The 20,654-nt window shown below is 70.3% G+C and carries 19 protein-coding genes and 1 pseudogene; 10 read left to right on the forward strand and 10 right to left on the reverse strand.

Annotated elements, in window-relative coordinates; genetic code table 11:
* Positions 1 to 214: 214 nt before the first annotated feature.
* Together ACQPZG_RS07135 and ACQPZG_RS07140 are read right to left on the reverse strand one after the other, a co-directional pair.
* Entirely contained in the window at positions 215 to 1,546 is a 1,332-nt protein-coding gene (locus ACQPZG_RS07135) for a cytochrome P450 (protein ID WP_433544978.1), read from the reverse strand.
* Complete coding sequence (locus tag ACQPZG_RS07140) at positions 1,546 to 2,322, reverse strand: alpha/beta fold hydrolase (RefSeq protein ID WP_433544979.1); 777 nt, start codon at positions 2,320 to 2,322, stop codon at positions 1,546 to 1,548. The genes ACQPZG_RS07135 and ACQPZG_RS07140 overlap by 1 nt, the downstream gene beginning before the upstream one ends.
* Before the next feature lie 389 nt (positions 2,323 to 2,711).
* Here ACQPZG_RS07140 and ACQPZG_RS07145 point away from each other — a divergent pair, with 389 nt between their 5' ends.
* The 3 genes from ACQPZG_RS07145 (at position 2,712) to ACQPZG_RS07155 (ending at position 7,589) form a co-directional block, all read left to right on the forward strand.
* Positions 2,712 to 4,376: a hypothetical protein gene (locus tag ACQPZG_RS07145; RefSeq protein ID WP_433544980.1), complete on the forward strand. Its 1,665-nt coding sequence runs from the start codon at positions 2,712 to 2,714 to the stop codon at positions 4,374 to 4,376.
* A 236-nt stretch (positions 4,377 to 4,612) separates the two neighbouring features.
* Complete coding sequence (locus tag ACQPZG_RS07150) at positions 4,613 to 5,815, forward strand: Ig-like domain-containing protein (protein WP_433544981.1); 1,203 nt, start codon at positions 4,613 to 4,615, stop codon at positions 5,813 to 5,815.
* Between the two features lie 151 nt (positions 5,816 to 5,966).
* Positions 5,967 to 7,589, forward strand: coding sequence for a CocE/NonD family hydrolase (locus ACQPZG_RS07155; RefSeq protein ID WP_433544982.1), 1,623 nt, complete (start codon positions 5,967 to 5,969; stop codon positions 7,587 to 7,589).
* A gap of 838 nt (positions 7,590 to 8,427) precedes the next feature.
* On the opposite strand, the gene ACQPZG_RS07160 is transcribed toward ACQPZG_RS07155, so the two are convergent.
* The 6 genes from ACQPZG_RS07160 to ACQPZG_RS07185 all read right to left on the reverse strand — a co-directional run bounded on the left by ACQPZG_RS07160 (position 8,428) and on the right by ACQPZG_RS07185 (position 13,972).
* Positions 8,428 to 8,862, reverse strand: coding sequence for a DUF6278 family protein (locus tag ACQPZG_RS07160; protein WP_433544983.1), 435 nt, complete (start codon positions 8,860 to 8,862; stop codon positions 8,428 to 8,430).
* A gap of 101 nt (positions 8,863 to 8,963) precedes the next feature.
* Positions 8,964 to 9,743: an exodeoxyribonuclease III gene (locus tag ACQPZG_RS07165; RefSeq protein WP_433544984.1), complete on the reverse strand. Its 780-nt coding sequence runs from the start codon at positions 9,741 to 9,743 to the stop codon at positions 8,964 to 8,966.
* Positions 9,744 to 9,811: 68 nt separating this feature from the next.
* Positions 9,812 to 10,468, reverse strand: a complete 657-nt coding sequence (locus ACQPZG_RS07170) for an MBL fold metallo-hydrolase (RefSeq protein ID WP_433544985.1) — start codon at positions 10,466 to 10,468, stop codon at positions 9,812 to 9,814.
* 13 nt (positions 10,469 to 10,481) lie between these two features.
* Positions 10,482 to 11,765 (reverse strand): alpha/beta fold hydrolase, encoded by a 1,284-nt coding sequence (locus ACQPZG_RS07175; protein WP_433544986.1) that lies wholly within the window; start codon positions 11,763 to 11,765, stop codon positions 10,482 to 10,484.
* A gap of 363 nt (positions 11,766 to 12,128) precedes the next feature.
* The gene (locus tag ACQPZG_RS07180; protein WP_433544987.1) at positions 12,129 to 12,785 is read right to left on the reverse strand and encodes a response regulator; all 657 of its coding nucleotides are present in this window, start codon (positions 12,783 to 12,785) and stop codon (positions 12,129 to 12,131) included.
* Positions 12,782 to 13,972 (reverse strand): sensor histidine kinase, encoded by a 1,191-nt coding sequence (locus ACQPZG_RS07185; RefSeq protein WP_433544988.1) that lies wholly within the window; start codon positions 13,970 to 13,972, stop codon positions 12,782 to 12,784. The genes ACQPZG_RS07180 and ACQPZG_RS07185 overlap by 4 nt, the downstream gene beginning before the upstream one ends.
* Positions 13,973 to 14,085: 113 nt before the next feature.
* Here ACQPZG_RS07185 and ACQPZG_RS07190 point away from each other — a divergent pair, with 113 nt between their 5' ends.
* From ACQPZG_RS07190 to ACQPZG_RS07205, 4 genes and pseudogenes are all read left to right on the forward strand, one after another.
* Complete coding sequence (locus ACQPZG_RS07190; protein ID WP_433544989.1) at positions 14,086 to 14,835, forward strand: ABC transporter ATP-binding protein; 750 nt, start codon at positions 14,086 to 14,088, stop codon at positions 14,833 to 14,835.
* Complete coding sequence (locus ACQPZG_RS07195) at positions 14,832 to 15,620, forward strand: ABC transporter permease (RefSeq protein WP_433544990.1); 789 nt, start codon at positions 14,832 to 14,834, stop codon at positions 15,618 to 15,620. The genes ACQPZG_RS07190 and ACQPZG_RS07195 overlap by 4 nt, the downstream gene beginning before the upstream one ends.
* Positions 15,621 to 15,716: 96 nt before the next feature.
* A pseudogene (locus ACQPZG_RS07200) lies at positions 15,717 to 16,050 on the forward strand (transposase); the annotation flags it as partial.
* Between the two features lie 172 nt (positions 16,051 to 16,222).
* Positions 16,223 to 16,822, forward strand: coding sequence for a flavodoxin family protein (locus ACQPZG_RS07205; protein ID WP_433544991.1), 600 nt, complete (start codon positions 16,223 to 16,225; stop codon positions 16,820 to 16,822).
* Positions 16,823 to 17,073: 251 nt separating this feature from the next.
* Here ACQPZG_RS07205 and ACQPZG_RS07210 read toward each other — a convergent pair whose 3' ends face one another.
* Positions 17,074 to 17,523, reverse strand: coding sequence for an SRPBCC family protein (locus tag ACQPZG_RS07210; protein WP_433549294.1), 450 nt, complete (start codon positions 17,521 to 17,523; stop codon positions 17,074 to 17,076).
* 324 nt (positions 17,524 to 17,847) lie between these two features.
* Here ACQPZG_RS07210 and ACQPZG_RS07215 point away from each other — a divergent pair, with 324 nt between their 5' ends.
* The 3 genes from ACQPZG_RS07215 to ACQPZG_RS07225 all read left to right on the forward strand — a co-directional run bounded on the left by ACQPZG_RS07215 (position 17,848) and on the right by ACQPZG_RS07225 (position 19,654).
* On the forward strand, positions 17,848 to 18,552 hold the full coding sequence (locus ACQPZG_RS07215) for a HemK2/MTQ2 family protein methyltransferase (protein ID WP_433549295.1): 705 nt from the start codon (positions 17,848 to 17,850) through the stop codon (positions 18,550 to 18,552).
* A 204-nt stretch (positions 18,553 to 18,756) separates the two neighbouring features.
* Positions 18,757 to 18,996 (forward strand): DUF5133 domain-containing protein, encoded by a 240-nt coding sequence (locus ACQPZG_RS07220; RefSeq protein ID WP_433544992.1) that lies wholly within the window; start codon positions 18,757 to 18,759, stop codon positions 18,994 to 18,996.
* Positions 18,997 to 19,090: 94 nt separating this feature from the next.
* Complete coding sequence (locus ACQPZG_RS07225) at positions 19,091 to 19,654, forward strand: DUF1360 domain-containing protein (RefSeq protein ID WP_433549296.1); 564 nt, start codon at positions 19,091 to 19,093, stop codon at positions 19,652 to 19,654.
* Between the two features lie 58 nt (positions 19,655 to 19,712).
* Here the strand turns inward: ACQPZG_RS07225 and ACQPZG_RS07230 are convergent, their stop codons facing one another.
* Complete coding sequence (locus ACQPZG_RS07230) at positions 19,713 to 20,420, reverse strand: phosphodiesterase (RefSeq protein ID WP_433544993.1); 708 nt, start codon at positions 20,418 to 20,420, stop codon at positions 19,713 to 19,715.
* Between the last annotated feature and the right edge of the window lie 234 nt (positions 20,421 to 20,654).

Genomic DNA, 20,654 nt, shown 5'->3' on the forward strand with positions numbered 1-20,654 from the left:
AACGGCCGCGTCCGTGGCATCGGGCCGCCCCCGACCCCATACGCGCGCATCGCACTGCTGCCCCGCGTGGGGCCCGCGGGCACCGGTGAACCCGTGCGTCGCCGTCGGCCACCGGCCTGCGTGTCCGTCACGTCACCTAGGGTCTGGGCGCGCTCGGTGACACCGGCTTGCGCGCAGCGCGTTTCGCTGGTTCGGTGTCGCGGCCCCGACCACATCAACCGACGGACAGTTCCAGCGACTTGAGGCCGTTGATGAAATGCGAGACGAGGCGGCGCGGTGGGGCCGCCAGTCGGTAGGGACGGGGCATCACGCGTAGCGCCTCCTCGTGCAGGACCCGCAGTTGCAGGCGGGCGAAGTGCGCACCGAGGCAGACGTGCGGGCCGTCCCCGAAGGACACGTGCGGGTTGGGGTCCCGCTCCAGGTCGAGGTGGTGCGGGTCGGCGAAGACGCGCTCGTCGTGGTTGGCGGAGGCGTGGAAGACCACGATCTTCTCCCCCGCACGCAGCCGCTGTCCCGCCAGTTCGGTGTCCACGGCCACGGTGCGGCGGAAGCTGAGAACGGGCGGGTGCCTGCGCAGCAGCTCCTCGACCGCCCTCCGCACGTTCCGTGGGACGAGCCGCTGTTGAGCTTCCGGGTCGCGAGCCAGCTCCAGGAATCCGCCGGGCGCCGCACTTCGTACCGTGTCGTTTCCCGCGACGGTCAGCAGGAAGAAGAACATCTCCCACTCGGGTCCGTCGAGCCGGGTGTCGTCATCCGCGGCGTGGGCGAGCACCGTCATGACGTCGTCGCTCGGATGCCTGCGCTTGTACGCCGCCAACTCCCGGGCGTAGGAGAACATGTCGCCCAGCATGGCGGGTGAGCGCGGATTGACGGGGCGCCCGTCGGGCCCGCGTACCACCGCGGCCTGCTCGTCCGGGTCCTGATAGGCGATGACGCGCTCCGTCCACGCCAGGAGGAGGGCGCGGTCGCTCTTCGGCACGCCGAGCAGGTCGGCCAGGTTGAGGAGGGCGTAGTCGTCGGTGACGGAGGCGACCAGGTCCAGGACTCCGTCGCCGTTCTGTCGCGCGTCCTGGACCGCCGTTTCGAGGAGGCCGCGGGCGCGGGCGCGAACCCTTTCCTCGAAGCGTTCGGTGCGGCCGGGCGTGAAGGCCCTACCGACGAGCCGCCTCAACCCGCCGTGTTCTGGCGGGTCCTGATTGAGCATCATGCGCCGGATGAACGGCAGGTCCTGCGGGTCCGGGTCGCGGATCTGGGTGGCGCCGAGCCGGGACGAGAAGGTGCGGGCGTCCTTGAGGACCCGTACGACGTCGGCGTGCCGGGTGACGGCCCAGAATCCCGGGCCGGCGGGCCAGCCCAGCACCTCGTACTCGTCCTGCCAGGCGACGGGCTGCGTGTCGCGGAGCTGCCGGTAGGCCGCGTGCGGGATGCCCCGGGCGTACAGGCGCGGGTCGAACACGTCCGGGACCTCGAAGACGTCCGGGACCGAGGGCGGCTCCCCGTGCGACGCGGCCCCCTCCCCGACCCGCACTTCGCGGGCTTCCCGCATCACTTCGAGCCGTCCGCCCGCAGGAAGTCCTCGACGGTGCGCAGAAGGTGGAGCGGCGTCTCGTCCATGGCGTAGTGGCCCGCACCGGGAAGCTCCACCAGTTCGGCGCGCGGGTACCAGCGCATCCAGGTCTGCCGCATCACGTCGGCGCTCAGTGCCGGGTCGAGCGCGCCGACCACGGCGAGGGCCGCGCGCTCGCAGCCCTCGACCTCGGCATGGAAGTCCTCCCCCGCCCAGGAGTCCAGCCAGGCGCGGAGCGCCTTGGGGTCGCTGCGGTCCACGGACTGCTGCACCATCCGGTCGAGCCAGGCACGCGGGCGCACCCCGCCGGTGGTGTCGTCGATGATGGCGCGCCGGTTCTCCGGGTGCTCCGCCGCTCCGGCGAACAGCTCCCACGCGTCGGCGGGGAGGGGCATCCCGCTCGCCGGTACGGGTGACACGCCCACCAGCCGACGCACGCGCTGCGGCGCGGCGGCGAGGACGCGCTGGGCGACCGACGCGCCCATGGAGTGCCCGACCAGCGAGAAGCGGTCCCAGCCGTGGCGGTCGGCGAGGGCGAGGAGGTCGGCGGCTCCCTCGGCGGTCGTGTACGTGCCGGGAACCTCCTTGGCCTCGCCGTATCCGCGCAGGTCGACGAAGGCGTACCGGAAGTTCACCAGGTCCAGGTCCGGGAGGACGGCGTTGTAGGCCGCACGGTCGGCCAGCCAGCCGTGTACGGCGATCACCGGGTGGGGGCCCTCGCCGACGAGGGAGTGAGGCAGCACGAAAGCGTCCACGGAGGCTCCGAATCCACGTGGTCTGCGCGCCAGCGGTGTGTGACGCCGTTCCTTACGGTGGACTGCCGCCGGGTCCCGTACAAGACCGCCCGCACGAGAGCCCGGGGGGCATCGAGGGTGCGCACAGGGCTGCCGGGTCCGCACCGGGCGCACGGGCCCAAGGGGCCGCTCGGGAACCGTCGGGGGGCTCCCGTGGCGCGGGCCGGCGCGCCGGCACCGGTCGGCATTCCGCGCAGAGCGGGCGAACCGCGCAGCTGGGGCCTTCGTTGTCACAACGAGTAGCCCTTCAAGGTTCACCCACCGCCCGCGACGGGAAAGGGGGCTAGTGGGCGCGGGGGTGCGTCGCCGCGTGTCAAGGCTCAAGTCGGTCGATATCAGGAGGCGGCATCATGACCACAGCGGCGACGAGTTCGCAGCTCGCGAACTTGATCCGGGCGAACATCAAGCCTCGAACCGAACGTTTCGCCTTGCGCGAGCAGGCCGGTATCGCGCGTTTGGGCACGTTTGCCGGAGGTTCACAACCGGGGGCCGTCGAGATATCGGGACGGGCTGCCCTGGCCGCGACTCCGCGGGAGTTTCCCGCGCCCGACGGCCCGGGAAGGGCACGTCTGGAAGCGCTGGAGCAGTCGTTGGCTCTCGTACAGGAAGCCTTCCCCCTCATGGAGACCGATGTCCGGCTGTGCCGCCTGCTGGCCGGGATGCTCGAAGGCGCCTGGCTGGAGCGCGCTCGGGCCCACCCGGGAACCCCGGCCACGCCGCCGGGCGATGCGTGCGACTGCGCCCTCTGCGGGCAGCTCCCCTCACCGCCGCAGCGTCACCTCTCCGACTATTCCTGGCGCAGGAGCAACGGCCGTCCGCTCGCCGTGAAGACCTGGCCCTTCCGGCAGGAGCTCGACAGCGTCCTCATGGGCGGCTGGGTCTGGAACAGGTCGCTCCAGGACGCCGATACGGGCCGTGACCTCAGGTTCCGGTACGAGGACGACTTCCCCTCCTTCCTTGAGTACAAGCGTTCCGCGAGCGCGGTGGACATCACGGGCACCGCTCTGCGCATCCAGAAGAGCCTGGCCGAGAACTTCAGCTTCAACGGCGCCCGAGCCCTGATCAGCGGCCTGTTCATCGCACACAAGCGCTCGGTGGACGAGTACTGGATCGGGCGGCACCGCGAGGGCGCGGTCACGCTTCCGCAGTCCACGCCGCTGGATCTCACCACGTACGCCATGCTCCAGATGCTGGACTGCGAGTGGTGGCACGTGGCGCCCGACGAGGAACTGTGGCTCGAGGAGAACCTCGCCGTCCTCGCCCTGTCCCGCGTGGTGGACGACATGGTGGACGCCAGGGCGGACGCCGTCACCGGAGAGATCAACAACCTCTGGCTGGCCGCCATGCCCACCCATGACAAGGCGGTACTGGCCGCCTGCGTCCTCGCCCAGATCAAGTACATCTGCATGCCGGAGTCCCGGGGGGTCCTCTACAACAGCACCCTGGTGGCCAATACGGCCGCCTGGATGGGCCTGGCCGGCCGGCACGCCGTGTGGTTCGACGGCATACCCTCGGGACTGGCCCCGACCGACGACTGCCTGCTGTGCGGCCTTGAGCCCAACTCGTGTGCGGGACTGCTGACTTCGGGCGTCACCCTGCGCATGGGCTGCCGGCCTCGGGTGGACACGCTCGGGCCGGCCGCCGCCGTGCTCTCGGAGCGCTGCCGCACCGCGCACCCCCAGGCGTGGCGGCTGTTCCACCAGGAGCTCTCCGTCTTCGAGGCACTGCACGGGGAATGGCACGGCGACGTGGAGCCGTGCTGGGAGATCCTGCGGCGCACGTACGTGGCGGCCGTGGTGTCCGCCGAAGCGCACCGGGCCGGTGCGCGCGACATCCAGGCGGACTCCGCGCCGCTCGGCACGTCGCTGTTCCACGTCCTGAACGTCGGCACGCCCGGCTGGCAGGAGAACACCGTGCTGCTCAACTACATGTTCGGCTGTGCGCACCCGCACTTCTTCTGGGCCGCCCAGCGCTTCGCCCCGACGGCCATGGGAGGGGACTGGGTCGACGGCTGAGGCCGGGCAGCGTGCCGGGCGAAACCTGAGAAGCGGCCCGCGCGACGGCGAGCCACGCCACCCGGTCGGCCGCAAGGGGCCGTAGGGACCGACGTCCAGGGACCTTGGTCCTCACCCCTTGCGGCACTTCTCACAATGTGCCTCCGGTGTTTGGCGCAACCGTCCCGTTCCGGATTACCTCCTCCACAGAGAGACAGACAGGACACACGCCACGCGCCCCTCCGGAGGTTTTCCCGTTGACTGACACCCGCCGTCCGCACCCCCGACTCCGCTCGGCCGCCCTCACGAGCACGGCTGTGCTCGCCGCAGCCGCGCTGACCGCCTGCGGCGGCGGCTCGGGGGCGGGCTCCGGTGCCGCGAAGGCCGCCGAGACACCGCGGACCAAGGTAGCCGTGAACCTCTCCGGCGAGCAGGCCAAGGCGGGTGAGCCGGTCAAGGTCTCCTTGACCGAGGGCGACAAGCTGGACGGCGTCACCGTCACGGACGCCAAGGGCGGCACGCTGACCGGCCAGATATCCACCGACGGCAAGTCCTGGACCTCGGCCCGCACGACGTCGCCGGGAACCCGGTACACGGTCGAGGCGAAGGCGGCCGGCGCCACCGCCACGAAGGCGGAGTTCGGCACGGCGGTCGCGGACAAGGTCAACAAGGTGACCCTGGCACCCGGCAGGAACACCACCGTCGGCATCGCCCATCCCCTGTCGATCGTCTTCGACAACCCGGTGAAGAACCGGGCCGAGGTCGAGAAGCGCCTCAAGGTCACCACGTCGAACGACACCGAGGGCTCCTGGGGCTGGATGATGGACTACTCCGGCAAGGACCGCGTCGACTGGCGGCCGAAGGAGTACTGGAAGTCGGGCACCAAGGTCTCCCTGAAGGCCGACCTGAACGGTGTGGACTCCGGGAAGGGCGGCGGCTGGTTCGTCCGCGACTACAGGACGAACTTCACCATCGGGAAGAACCAGGTCGTCAAGATCGACCTGGACGGCCACCGGCTCAAGCTGGTCCGCGACGGACAGCAGGTCGAGGACGTGGCGATGTCGGCGGGCACTCCCGGCGGCAAGAAGGCGTCCTGGCGCGGGAAGACCGTCCTCATGTCGAAGGAGGGCACCATCAACATGCGCTCCGAGACGGTGGGCCTGACCGGCAGCGACAGCTACGACAAGATGGTCGACTACTCGATGCGCCTGACCTGGTCGGGCATGTACGCCCACGCCGCCCCGTGGAACAAGGCCTACTTCGGCAACACCAACCGCAGCTCCGGCTGCATCGGCATGAGCACCTCCGACGCCAGGTCCGTGTACGACCAGGTCCAGGTCGGCGACCCGTTCGAGGTGACCGGCTCGGCGGCCAAGGGCACTCAGGCGCTGAACAACGGCTACGGAAACTGGAACGTCTCGTGGGCGGACTGGCAGACCAGGAGCGCGCTCAAGGGCTGATCGCCCCGGCGGGCGGGCGGGCCGCGGCATCCCCCCCACGCTCCCCGCCCGCCAATCGTTACCCTCGTGTGACTCACCGGCCAGTTACCCCAGGTAAGTCTCCCCGGTTACCGTCAGGTCACTTTGCACCAGGCGCACCGAGGAGCGACACATGGGACACCCGCGTACGACCCCCACCGCAAGGACCCTGCGCACCACCGCCGTCGGCACACTCTCCGCCACCCTGCTCGCCGGAGCCGTCGGCGTCGCCGCCCCCGCCCAGGCCCTCCCCGATGCCACGCGGGCCGCAACGGACGCCCGGTCTGCCGCGGCGAGCGGGGTGCGCTTCCACGACATCCCCGGCTCCGGCGGCATCACCCTCAAGGGCAACGTCTTCACCCCCGCCGGCACCGACGGCTCCCGTACGTACCCGGTGATCGTCCTGCCCACCAGTTGGGCGATGCCCCAGATCGAGTACGTCGCCCAGGCGAAGAAGCTCGCCGACTCCGGCTACGTGGTGGTGAGTTACACCTCGCGCGGCTTCTGGCTCTCCGGCGGGGAGATCGAGGTCGCGGGCCCGGAGGACATCGCCGACGCGTCCGCCGTCATCGACTGGGCCCTGACCCACACCCCCGCCGACAGAGACAGGGTCGGCATGGCGGGCGTCAGTTACGGCGCCGGCATCAGCCTCCTGGCCGCCGGACACGACAAGCGCATCAAGGCCGTCGCCGCCCTCAGCGGCTGGGCGAACCTCATCGACTCGATCTACGGCGGCCGCACCCAGCATTCCCAGGCAGGTCTGCTGCTCGGCACCGCGGGAGCGCTCACCGGCCGCCCCAGCGCCGAGCTCCAGCAGACCCTCAAGGACTTCCTCGGCTCCAACCTGGCCAAGGAACAGGACATGATCGCCTGGGGCAAGAAGCGCTCCCCGGAGACGTATCTGCCGCAGATCAACCGCAACGGCGCCGCCATCATGCTCGGCAACGCCTGGGGCGACACCCTGTTCTCCCCCAACCAGTACGCGCGGTTCTACGAGAGGCTGACGGGGCCCAAGCGCCTCGAATTCCGGCCGGGCGACCACGCCACCGCCGAGGCGACCGGACTGCTCGGCCTGCCCAACGACACATGGACCAGCACCCACCGCTGGTTCGACCACCACCTCAAGGGAGTCGACAACGGCATCGACCGCGAACAGCCCGTCCAGCTCAAGTCCCGCACCCGCAGCGGCTACGAGGGCTACCCGGACTGGAAGTCGGTCGGCGCGAACCAGCGGAAGTTCGCCCTCGACGGCACCCGGACGATCCGCGCCAACGTCGACTCCGGCGCCAACGGCGGCCTGGTCCTGCTCTCCAACCTGCTCGACCAGTTCGTGAAGCTGCCGCCGATGGCGTCGATTCCGCTGCTTCCCCGGTCGTACGCGTCGGTCTGGCAGTCACCGCGGTACACGAGCACCCAGGAGGTCCGCGGCACCGCGAAGTTCCACACCACGCTCACCAGCAACAAGGAGAGCGGCACCCTCGTCGCGTACCTGTACGACGTGGGGCCGCTCGGCCTCGGCAAGCTGGTCAGCAATGCGCCGTTCACCTTCCACGGGCAGCCGGCCGGCAAGCCGTTCCCTGTGGACCTGGAACTGAACTCCACGGCCTACGACGTCCCGGCCGGCCACCGGCTCGCGCTGGTGGTCGACACCGTCGACCCGCTCTACATCGAGCACAACCCGTCCGGCGCGCAGCTGACCTTCTCGTCTCCCGCGGCCGACCCGAGTTACGTGTCGGTACCGCTTCGGAACAAGTGATCCCCGGCTGCTGCCGGACAGACGTCGTGCTCTCTCCAGTGGGGCGTCTTCTGTTGAGCCACCGCCTGCCCGGCAGCAGCGTCCCCGCCTCGACCGGACCGATGTCCACGGCCTCCGTCCTGGGTCGGCGACGCCGCCGCCCGGCCGCGCAGTTGGCGGACCAGGAGAGCAGCATGCCCTCCCGACGCAGACCGGCGACATCACCAGCACCACGGGGATGAACGGCACATCGTAGTCGAGAGGGGACGCGATGAGCTTTCCGGCGTGGAGAAACCCGCACAGGTGGTCGGACATCCCCGTGAGGTGTCCCTCCGCTCGACCGCCGGCCGCCCGGTGGTGGCGGGCGGCATCGCCCGAACTGCCCGCGGCACCAGGACGTACGTCATGACCTGTGCCTTGCGCATGCCCGGCGCGCGCCGCCACCCGCCGGACGCGGTCCACGGAGTTCACCGTGGAACGGAACACCTCCGTCGGCGCCGAGCCGCGGCAGGGGGCGGGTCCGGGCCACCAGCGCGGACAGCGGCTGGACCCTGAGCGCCACGAGGACGAAGGCTGCCCTCCCTGCCGCGGGCGACGGCGAAAGACGCGAGCACCGCCGTGACGAGACCCTGAAGGACGTGCAGGTCTCCGAAGCACCTGTTGACGTTCCGGAGCTCGATCAACGGATCGACGGCCATACGCTGCCCCACCCACTCTCAGCTGTGTCGAGGTCAGCGCAAACTATCCACCCGGAAAAGGGACTTCACACCCGACACGCACAAGTGGGGTAAGGAAGACATAAGCCCTATTTACGCGGTTGACGCGCGGCGTTGACGAACCGGGCGCCCGACGTGGCGCGTCAGAGCTCGGACGCCTCCGCGTACACCTGGGAGAGTTCGGGGGCGCCGGTGGCCGCCCAGTCGAGACCCGCGCCGACCACGTCGACCTCCCGGCCGGAGGCCAGCATCACGACGGGCTGCCCGCTCGGCCACAGGTGCCAGGACGCGCCGGGTACGGTGCGCACGATGACGGTGCCGAGATAGAGACCGGCGTCGTTGCCGAACCAGGGCAGCTCTTCCGGATCGTCGCGCCAACGCGGCGGGAGCTGGTCGAGGGCCTCCAGGGAGGCGGGCGTGTCGTCCAGTTCGAGACCGTGGTGGGCGGCTCGGACACGCAGCAGCTCGCATTCGGCGAGGAGTTCGGCGATGCCTTCCTGATCGGCGCCGTCGGAGGTGTCCAACGCCGTGGCATGCGCCGGACCGAGGCGCTTGCGCCAGGTGTCCAAGAAATTCATACCGCTCAGGTTCGCACCCGGATGGGTGCGCGGACCACAGGCGCGCGGATGTTGACGCTCCCGGGGGCCCCGCTGGGAAGCCCCCGGGAACGCCACGCGCCTCAGAGGTCGAGGTCCACCACGACCGGGGCGTGGTCGGACGCGCCCTTGCCCTTGCGCTCGTCACGGTCCACGTAGGCATCGCTCACGGCTCCCGTGAACGGCTTGTTCCCGTAGACCAGGTCGATCCGCATCCCCTTGTTCTTGGGGAATCCCAGCTCGCGGTAGTCCCAGAACGTGAACGGGTGGTCGTACTTGAGGGGGCGCGGCATCACGTCGCTCAGGCCCGTCTCGCGCAGGGCGGCCAGGGCCGCGCGCTCGGCGGGAGTGACGTGCGTGGCGCCCTCGAACAGTGCCGGGTTCCAGACGTCGTCGTCGGTCGGGGCGACGTTGAAATCACCCAGAACGGCGAACGGCCGTGTCCCCGCCGCGTCTTCGGCGACGGCGGCCTTCAGCGCCTCGAACCAGGCCAGCTTGTACGTGTAGTGGTCGTGCGCGACCTCGCGGCCGTTGGGCACGTACACCGACCAGAGGCGCAGCGGCCCGCAGGTGGCGGAGACGGCGCGGGGCTCCTGCACCCCGCCGTACTCGGGGCCGCCGGGCAGTCCGATGACGACGTCCTCCAGGCCGACCCTGGAGAGCAGCGCCACGCCGTTCCACCGGCCGTCGGCGTTGACCGCGGACTCGTAGCCGAGCTCGCGCAGCTGGGCGGCGGGGAACTGTTCGGCGGTCGACTTGGTCTCCTGGATGCACAGCACGTCCGTGCCGGTGCTCTCCAGCCAGGCGAGCAGCCGTGGCAGTCGGGCGGTGATCGAGTTGACGTTCCAGGTGGCGATGCGCATGTCCTCAACCTACTCTTCGGGTCCGACAGTGGGGGTGCGTGGCGGCTTCCGCCCGGCGTCCGGGCCGGTCAGAGCCGTGCGGACTCCCCCGGTGCCAGTCGGTGGTGCTCCGCGCCTCCCAGGGCACCGATCTGGCCGTCGTAGATGGGTCGGGCGAGGTCGGTGAGCAGGGCGTCGTGGATGTCGTACGCGCGCAGCGGCTCGACCTCGCGGACGTAGTCGATGACCTCGGAGATCTTGCTCCAGGGGGCCATCACGGGCAGCAGCAGGGTCTCGACGGGATGCTCGGGGACGGTGAGCGCGTCGCCGGGGTGGAAGACCGAGCCCTCCACCAGGAAGCCGACGTTGGTGATCCGGGGGATGTCCGGGTGGATCACGGCGTGCAGTTCGCCGTGCACCTGGACGTCGCATCCGGCGGCGCTGAAGGTGTCACCGTGGCCGACGGTGTGAACGCGGCCGGGGAACGCGGCGGAGAGCTTCTCGGCGACGCTGCGCAGCGTCCAGATCTCGGTCGCCGCGTTGGCCTCCAACGCGGTGCGCAGGTGCTTCTCGCTGAAGTGGTCGGGGTGCTCGTGCGTGATCAGGATCGCGTCCGCGCCCACTGCGGCGTCGGCCTCGCTGAAGCCGCCGGGGTCGACGACGAGGGTGCGCCCGTCCCGTTCCAGGCGGACGCAGGCGTGGGACTTCTTGGTGAGGACGAGGCGGTGCGGGTTGTCGCTGCTCATGGCTTCCATCCTGCTACGGCTGTGGGGTGGTCTCCTGTCGGACCACTTCGCGGGCGGTCTCGAAGGCCGCGTGGGCCGCCGGCACACCGCAGTACACGGCCGTCTGGAGCAGCACCTCGCGGATCTCGGCGGGAGTGAGCCCGTTGCGCAGGGCGGCGCGGAAGTGCGCGGCCAGGGCCTCCTGGCGGCCCTGGGCGACGAGGGCGGTGAGGGCGATGACGCTGCGCATGCGGCGGTCGAGACCCTCCCGGGTCCAGACCTCGCCCCAGGCGTAGCGGGTGAGGAGCTCCTGGAAGTCCCCGGTCAGCTCGTCGGCACCGGCCAGCGCCTCGTCGACGTAGGCCTCGCCCATGACCTCGCGCCGTACCTTCAGCCCTTCGTCGTACGGGTCCCGGCGCGCGCCGTCGGCGGGCGCCGGCACCGCCTCGGGCTGCGGCACCGGAACAGCTGCCTCGGGGGCGGGCGCGGGGGGCTGGGCGAGCGGCGGGACCGGTGTCAGCAGGGTGGTGCCGGTGTCCTGCCACGCGCCGGTGAAGTGCCGCACCAGCAGGTCGGTGACCGCGGCCGGCTGCTCGACCGGTGCCAGATGGGAGGCTCCGGGCACGAGCGCCAGACGGGCGTCAGGGATGCCGGCCACCAGGGTGCGGGCGTCGGCGGGCCCGGTGACCTGGTCCTCCGCGCCGACCACGACGAGGGTCTCGGCGGCGATCCGCCCGAGTTCGGGGCGCACGTCGAAGGCCGCCAGCGCCTCGCAGGCGGCGATGTAGCAGCCCGGGTCGGTGGTCCGCACCATCTGCACCGCCCACTCCACTATCGCGGGCTGCGCGGCGGCGAACGTCTGGGTGAACCAGCGTCCCGGGGCGGAGGCTGCCATCGGGTCCATGCCGTTCGTACGGACGACGACGCCGCGCTGGCGGAACTCGTCGGCGGTGCCGAACCGGGGCGAGGACGCGATGAGGGCCAGTGCGGCCACCCGGTGCGGATGGCGCAGAGCCAGCTCGGTGCCTATCGCCCCGCCGAGGGAGCAGCCCGCGTACCCGAAGCGCTGGACGCCCAGCTCGTCGAGGACGCCGAGCAGCCGGCCGGTCAGCTCCGCGACGGAAGCGGCGGGCTCGGCGGGCGCCCCGCCGTGTCCGGGCAGGTCGTACCGGAAGACCCGCCAGGTGCGGGAGAGCTCGGGAACCTGCCGGTCCCACATGTGCCATGTTGTCGAGAGGGAAGGGCCCAGAATCAGGACTGGAGCGTCTTCGGGCCCGTCAAAGCGGTACTGGAGGGTCTTCGTATGCGTCTCACTCACGCGACCACGCTCCCACGTCTCACATTTCTCTCACGACAGGGGTCGGGAGACCGGTCGGACCATGCCGGGTGTCCCCCGCCGAACGAAGATCTTCCACGTCCGGCTTCACGTACCGACGCTGCGTGGTCCTGACGTCGGTGTGCCCCGCTCATCGGGAAGAAGAGCCGCTTCCCGGCGAGCGCCTTCGTGTCCTTTTCCACCACCGCCTTGCTCCCCTCCCACGTGCGGGTAGGGGCCACGGGATTCATGCCTCGACATCGTCCGCAGTGAGCTCCTGGAGCCGGACATGTGCCCCGGCCTGCCCCGGACACGGTCCAGGGTCGCCCTGTAGGCGGAGATCGTGGTCTCCTCCAGCTCTCCCGCCTACCCGAGGATTCCTTCACGAATGGCTCGCAGTACGGCGTTCGTGCGGTCACGGGCTCCGAGCTTGACCAGGATGGAGGAGATGTAGTTCTTCACCGTGCCCTCGGCCAGGCGCACCAGTTCGGCGATCTGGCTGTTGGAGTAGCCTTCGGCCACCAGCCGCAGTACCTCGATCTCACGGCCCGTGAGGTCTTCGACGACGACCCCCGCGGCACCGCTGGGCTGTGCTCCGGACCGGATGTACCGCACCAGGCGATCGGTGATGGAGGGTCCGATGAAGGTACCGCCGGAGGCCAGCGACGCGACGGCCCGGGAGAGCTGGTCGACCGTGACGTCCTTGAGGAGATAGCCCTTGGCCCCGGCGCGCATGGCGTCGAAAGCCAGGGCGTCGTCGTCGAAGGTGGTCAGCACCAGGACGGGGATCTCGATCCCCTGCTCGTCCTGCTTCTTGAGAAACCAGAGCCCGTCATGGACCGGCATCTGGAGGTCGAGCAGGACGACGTCCGGGCTGTGGGAACGGCACGCTTGAAGTGCCTCGGCGCCGTCGCATGCCTCACCGATCACTTCGATGCCGGCAAGCTCCAGCAGGGTGCGGATGCCTTGGCGGACCAGGGTCTGGTCGTCGACCACCAGTACGCGCGGAGCGGTGTCTGTCACTTCCGCAGTCGCCGATCATGTGTCGTCGGCAGCCGGGCCTCCACAGTGAACTGTGGTGCGGTGCGGACGGTCAGGTGTCCACCGAGCGGCTTCAGGCGCTCTTGCAGCCCGGTGAGGCCGTTCCCCATGGTGATGCTGCGTGGCGTCGTGCCGTCGTTGATGCCGCTCAGGGTCAGCGTTCCGTCCTGCGACTGCACCGTGAGCGCCAGTTCGGCGGCCCCGGCACGCTTGATGGTGTTGGTGATGATCTCTTGGGCCACTCGTACCAGGACCGCCGATTTCTCTTCGTCGGCTTCCACCTCGGCGTGGACCTCCACGTGGATCTCCAGGCTGGGCACGGCGCGGGCCAGTCGTTCCAGGTCCTGTTGCAGGTCGGCCTGGCTGGGCACCCGCAGCTCCCCGACCGTGCTGCGCACGTCGGAGAGCACGTCCTTGGCCATGCCCCTGGCCCGCCGGAGATGTTCCAGGACGGCAGGGCCTTCGCCGTGCTGGGCGGCCTCCCTCTCCAGGCGGTGCTGGGCAGCCGTGAGCTCCAGGCTGAGCACGGTGAGCTGGTGGCCGAGCGAATCGTGGAGCTCCCGGGAGATGCGCAGCCGCTCGGAGGCGGCGGCGGACTCCTCCAACAGCACTCCTGCCGCTTCCAGTTCCAGATTCTTCTGCTCCATTTCGGCCCGGAGCAGGGCTTCTCGCGACATCGCGTAGGCGGTGGAGACCACGGCCAGGTGAACTATGAGGTAGAAGACCGCGGACGCGATCGTCCTGATGAGACCCGCGCCGGCGGCCCACGCGTAGGCAGAGGTCACCAGGCAGTTCAGCAGCACCACACAGAGAACCCACCCCATCGGAATCAGGTAGGTGCCCATGGCGGCGATCACGATCAGCAAGGTCACGACCATGCTGCCGCTGGAGGACACGGTCATCAGCAGCACCCATGAGGTGAGCACCGCGCAGCCGTAGAACAGCAGTTGGCCGGTGCGGCCGGGCAACCGGCTGACCGACAGGTTCGTGGCGACGAACCACACCGCCAGAATGGCGGACCATGTCCAGGCCGGCATCGCGAGTTCGTATATGGCCAGGGTGAGCACGCCGATGACCAGACTGAGCCCCACGATCGCGTGCCGAGCGAAGTCGTCGGCGCGGCGTCCGTCCTTGTGGCCGACGGCCACCGTGACCGGGGTGTGGATCATAGCGATCGAGCGTACCCGAGCACGGGGACGGCCCACAGGTGCCGAAAGTCATGGTCGAGGTCATGACCGTCGGCACCTGCGGGAGGCGGACCAGGCTCACCAGACTGATCCGCATGAGCGGTGAAACCATGCCTCTGGCCATTGATGCGCAGCATCTGGTCAAGCGGTACAAGGACAAGACGGCAGTCGACGACATCAGCCTGCAGGTGCCTGTGGGGGAGACTTTCGGTGTGCTGGGCACCAACGGGGCCGGCAAGACCACGACCGTGGAGATGATTGCCGGGCTGCGCCGGCCCACGAAGGGCAGTGTGCGGATCCTGGGCCTGGATCCCTTCAGCAACGGGGCCGAAGTGCGTCAGGTGCTCGGCGTCCAGTTGCAGGAGGCCAACCTGCACGACGCCCTGACCGCTCGTGAGCTGGTGGATCTCTACCGCAGCTTCTATCCCAACCCCCTGGCTGCCGACCGGGCCCTCGCCATGGTGGAGTTGCAGGACAAGGCCAGGACCAGGTTCAGCAGGCTCTCCGGAGGACAGAAGCAGCGGCTCTCCATCGCCCTGGCGCTGATCGGTCGGCCCCAGGTGATCATCCTCGACGAGCTCACCACCGGGCTGGATCCGAAGGCGCGACGCCGGGTGTGGTCGACCATCGAGTCGTTGAGGGATCAGACGGTGATTCTGATCAGCCACGCCATGGACGAGGTGGAACGGCTCTGCGACCGGGTGTTGATCATCGACGCCGGACGCGTCATCGCTCGTGGCAGCCCGGCGGAACTCAAAGCACAGGCCTCGGCCCACTCCTTGGAAGATGCCTTCGTGCAGCTGACCGGCAAGGCGCTTCTGGACGAGGAGGAAGAGTACCGATGACCGCCACCACCACGTCCCCTGCTGTCCACACCCGTCGGCCGGGGCTCCGGGCTTGGCTTCGGATGATGCAGGCCGAGGCGAGGATGATCACCCGGGACCCCGCGAACGTCATCATTCCGCTGGCTGTCCCTGTGCTGCTCCTGGTGATGAACGGGCTCTCGCTGAAGAACCCCGGAGAAGAGGTCCGGCCCGGAGTCACCGTTCTGGACTTTCACACGGTCCCCGTGGTCCTGTCCCTGGTGGTGACCATCATCGCGGTGATCAACTTCCCCGGCTACCTGGCCACCTACCGCAAGACCAAGGTGCTGCGCCGCCTGGCGGTCACCCCGGCGTCTCCCGCGATGGTGCTGGTGGCTCAGATGGCGGTCACCTTCCTCCAGATGCTCTTCGGCATCGCCCTCGCCCTCGGGATCGCGCTCCAGTTCTTCGATGCCGCCCTGCCCAGTGAGGTGCTGGTGGCCGTACTGGTCCTGCTCGCCCTGTGTCTGGCCATGTACTCCGTGGGAATGATCGTGGCATCGGTGGCTCCCACACCCAACGCGGCAGTCGCCATCGGCCTGGTCGGCTTCTTCGGCATGGCTTCACTCGGCGGCATGTTCGGCCGCATGGAGAACCTGCCCGAGCGGCTGGCCGAGATCGGTTCCTGGCTCCCCTTCGGCGCCGCCGTCGACGCCTTCCAGGCCGCATGGGTGGGCGAGACCGTGGCGTGGCAGAACTGGGCCGGCCTCGGAGTCACCACGGTCCTCGGCGTCGCTGTGGCTTCCGCACTTTTCCGCTGGGAATGATCGCGGCGACGTCGCTGACCGGACGCCGCCGACCACGGGCCCGGCCTACTCCCTGAGCTGTTCCCGTCCGATGTGAGCGTCGCTTCGCTGTGGGGCATGGACGTGGTGGAACGGCTGGTGCCGGACGAGTTGTGGGAATTGTTCATACGGGTGGTGCCGTCGGCGCCGACGCAGCCGCAGGGGCGGTGGCCGACGGCGGTACGGCGACCGGGATGTGCACCTGGCGGCAGTTGCCACCGGTGTTCGGGCCGTCCGGACCGACCGCGCACCGCCGCTTCACCGAGTGGTCCCGGGCCCGGGTGTGGACCAAGCTGCACCGACTTGTCCGGGACGATCTCGGCTCCCACCGCGAGCTGGACCGGACGCGGTGCGCGATCGACTCGGTGCCCATGCGGGCGCTGAAGGGCGGGAGCTGACAGGGCCGAATCCGTACTCCCCGGCCTCGGATGTTCGTGACGGCTCGTCAGCCCTGCCGACGGGCCGTCTCGGTGTGTCGGCGCACGTGCGCCGGGCGGGCGGCGGGGCATGTTTGCGGAGTGGGCGGCGTGTGGAAGGCGTGGAATCCACCACCCCGAGCCCTCAGGGGCCAGAAGGAGCACGACATGCGTGTGCTGTCCCTCGTCTGCACGTTGAGTCCCTCCCCCCAGCACTCCAGCAGCCAGCTCCTTGCCGAACAGGTGGGCGCGGAGTTCGAGAGACTGGGGGCCGAGGTGGAGACCGTACGCGTCGTCGACCACGAGGTACGACCCGGTGTCGGCCTCGACATGGGCGACGGCGACGCCTGGCCCGCCCTGCGCGAGAAAGTGATGGCCGCCGACATCCTGCTGCTCGCCACCCCCATCTGGCTCGGCCACCCTTCCAGCGTCTGCCAACGGGTGCTGGAGCGTCTGGACGCCGAACTCTCCGAAACGGATTCGGCGGGCCGTCTGCTGACGTACGGCAAGGTCGCCGCCGTGGCAGTGGTCGGCAACGAGGACGGCGCGCACAAGGTCAGCGCCGACCTCTTCCAGGGCCTCAACGACGTCGGCTTCTCCCTGGCGCCCGGCGCGGTGACCTACTGGGTGGGCGAAGCCCAGCAGGGCACCGACTACCAGGACCTCGACGAAACGCCGGAGGCCGTGGCCTCCACCACGCACACCCTCGCCGTGAACACCCACCACCTGGCCGAACAGCTCCGCCGGGCGCCCTATCCGGGTTCCTGACGCGGCTCAGCCGCTCCCCCACGGCTGACACCGCTGGTGGTGCCCCGTCCGCAACCGACACCGGAACCTGACCGCACACCGTTCGGGTGGTCACCCGATCGGCTCAAGGAGAACGAGTCGGCGCGTACGGACCCGGCCGGTGGCCCCGGGCAGGACACAGCCCCCGCACGACGCGTGCGGGGGCTGCCAGGCGTTCCGCGGCGGGGGCGTAGCCGGTTCTCCGGGGTCACCGAGGCGGACGCGGCCGGAGGTCAGACCTGGCCGCGCCAGGCACCCGTCTCGTGGCCGCGCTCCTCGATGAACGTCTTGAACCGCTTCAGATCACCCGTGATCTGCCGCTTGACGACGCCGAGCTTGTCGCCGACGTTCTCCGCCAGACCCTCGGGGTCGTAGTCGAGCTGCAGCATCACCTTGGTCCGCTTCTCGTCCAGGCGGTGGAAGGTGACGACGCCGGCCTGCTTGACCTCGTCGCCGAGCGCCTTCCACGCGACGCGTTCGTCGGGGATCTGCTCGGTGATCTCCGCGTCGAACTCCCGGCTCACGCCACCGATCTTGGTGACCCAGTGCGTCAACGTGTCGGTGCGCTGCTCGATGCGCTCCACGCCGTCCATGAACTGAGGGAACGACTCGAACTGCGTCCACTGGTCGTAGACGGTACGCACCGGCACGTCGACCTCGACGGACTCCTCGACCTTCGACACAGCCACTCCACCTTCCTCGTCCTCTTCGGCCCGGCAGGGGCGCCGGACCGGATGCGGAGGGTTTTGTTCTCCTCCGCTGCGATGCTGTTGCCCGCTTGCTTCCCGTTCATGAACCCACAGGTGCATAAAGTCCACAACCGGCGAAATCGGCTCGCCGAGCGGGTGGAAGTGCGGCGTGTGGGAGAGGAGGGAAAGGGCAACCGTACGGGGACCACGCGGGCCGGGGCAGCTGGACGGCCCGCTGTCGAGTGGTGGCCCGCCGGGGAGAGACGGAGTCTGGTGTGGTGACTCGCCCTCACGGGGAGCCACGTGAGCACGCACCGCATGCGCTACGGAGGACCTGTGACGACCGTCTACGCCCCGCACTCCTGGCCGGACTTCGGCAGAGTCGTCCGGCTGCCGGGCGTGTACGCCCCGCAGGCCGACAGCCGCCTCCTCGCCGAAGCCCTCGGCCGCGAGGACGTCACCGGCCGGGACGTCCTGGATCTGTGCTCGGGCAGTGGTGTGCTGGCCGCCCATGCCGCCCGGCTCGGCGCCCGGGTGAGCGCGGTCGACATCTCCCGTCGTGCCGTGCTGACCGTCCGCCTCAACGCCCTGCTCGCCCGGCAGCGGGTCTCCGTTCACCGTGGTGACCTGACGAGCGCCCTGCCCGGCCGGACGTTCGACCTCATCGTCAGCAATCCGCCCTACGTTCCCGCCCCCCACGCGGCGCTGCCCGGCCGGGGGCGGGCCCGTGCGTGGGACGCCGGCGTGGACGGCCGGGCTCTCCTGGACCGCATCTGCCGCCTCGCGCCCGGGGCCCTGCGCCCCGGTGGGACGCTCCTGCTGGTCCACTCGGCGACGAGCGGGGCCGAGACGACCGTGCGGCGTCTGACGGAGGGCGGGATGCGCGCCGGTGTCAGTGACCGCGTACGCATCCCCCTCGGCCCCGTCATGCGGGGGCGCCTGGACTGGCTGCGCGAGCGGGGGCTGCTCGCCGCCGGCCAGGACACGGAGGAACTGGTGATCGTTCGTGCTGTCAAGCGCTGACCGGCTCCGCCGCACCACCACCGGCGGCAAGGGGCCGTTGCCGGTCGAACGAACTGCCCGGACCCATGCCTCCCCTGCCGACGTCCGGTCCCCTCCGCTGCTCCGCACGGCTCCACCCTTCCGACGGGCGACAGTTGCCGTCACGGCGCTCCGGCCCCTCCCCTCCCCCGCCCTCGTGGGTGTACCGACGAAAGGCCGAGCGTCATGCTGATACCCCGCCCGGACATCCTGCGAGACCTCCTGTCCCGCTATGCGACAGCCCGGCTGGCCTACGCGGAGCACCCGAGCGCGCACACCCTGCTCGCTCTGGAGAACGTCTCCTACACGCTGTGCGTCACGACGGCCGCGACAACCGTCCCGCAGGCCCTCCGCACGGCAGACGCACTGCTGGCACGGGCGAACCCGGCTTGCGCACACCAGGATCCGTCGCCACTCGCGAGATGACGTGGCCGGGCCCCGGCTCGCGAGGCCCGTGCCGCCCGACTGCTGCAACCAGGGCGGCCGTCCCGCCCGCACATGAGGACAGATCGTGAACGTCATGCAACCGGAGGCCGCCGTGGATCGTCGGACACACGAGAAGAACAGCCCTCTGCACAGGGTCCGGAACGCCTTCCGCCGTACGAGCAGGGACTACTCGCCGCAGGAGGACCGCCACCTCGGCGGGCACCTCGGGGCCGTCGTCGCGTTCGGCGCGTACACGGCCGCCTGGGGCGCGGCGGTCGCCGCGCGGAGGACGAAGCTGCCGGAACGCCCGCACCCGCAGGACCTTTTGCTGACCGCGACCGCCGTGTTCCGTCTGGGACGGCTGCTCAGCAAGGGGTCCGTCACGAGTCCGCTGCGCGCGCCGTTCACCCGCTACGAGTCGGCGACAGGACCTGCCGAGGTGAGCGAGAGCCCTCGCGGGGGCGGCGTCAGGTCGACCGTGGGAGAGCTGGCCACCTGTCCCTTCTGTCTGAGTGTCTGGCTGACGACGACCTTCGCCGGAGCGCAGCTGCTGTGGCCCCGTGCCACACGCACCGTGACGGGCGCCCTGACCACCTTGGCGGTGGCCGACGCCCTGCAACTGGGCTACGACTGCCTGCAGCAGAAGAACACCGAGTGAGACGTACGCACGGCCCCGGCCGCGCGGTCGTGCTCTGGCCCCTCCAGGTACGGGTCGGTCAGGCGGGCGGCGCTGCGCGCCTGCCCTCTCGTGAACCCGCGTACGCGGCCACGCGCAGGGACTCCAGGCGCTGGACGGGACGAAAGCCCGGCAGGGAGGCGGCGTACGGGTCGAACGCCACTTCGTCCGGCCCGGACCGGAAGGGCTCGGCACCTTTCTGGAGAACCAGGCGTCCCCAGGGCAGCCAGGCCGATGCCTTCCCGACGCAGAGCACGAACTCCGCGGGACGGCGTGTCAGGGCCGCTCCCACCGCTGCCGGGTCCACGGGAACGCGTGGCGTTCCGGGGACGGGGAACGCGGCCACCACTCCTCGGTTTCCGCCCACCTCGTAGGGCAGGAGGGTGGTGTACGGGCCGCGCGTGGCGGACGTGCGCGGAAACGGCAGGTGGCGGGTCCACCGGCCACGACCGCTGCTCGTGAGGAGCAGTTCCAGACAGCGGCCGGGGCCGTCGGCGTCCTCCACCCGCAGCGCGAGCCCCAGGGCGTCGGGCAACGGACGCGGCAGCCCGGCAGCCAACGACCAGCGGGCCGTCACCGGGTAGGAGCCCGGAGCGTCCAGCCACGGCACCTGCCAGGACGTCTCGTGCCCGGGTACGACCAGGCGCCCCGTGACGATCACCCCCGCGGGGTGCAGGGCCCGCCGGTTCCCCCGGCTTCGGGCGGCGGCCCGCGCCGCGCGGAAGGCGAGGCGGTCGAGGATGTTCATCCAGCTGTCCGTTCTGTGGCGGAGGGCGTCGGCACGCTGTCGCGCGCGTCAGGGCATCGCGTACCCCGTCGTACCGTTCTGCGGCGCAGGGCGTCGGCACCGTGTCGCGCGCGTCATGGGATCGCCTACCCCGGTGGCACCGGCCCATCTCTCCGCCATCCGTGGGGGTGACGGAGGCGTGGTCGCCGACGGGCGCGGCCCGGACCGTCCGCGCCGGCAGCGCAGGTCGGGCCC

This window comes from Streptomyces sp. CA-294286 (assembly GCF_050947155.1).
In the GTDB taxonomy this organism is placed as follows: domain Bacteria; phylum Actinomycetota; class Actinomycetes; order Streptomycetales; family Streptomycetaceae; genus Streptomyces.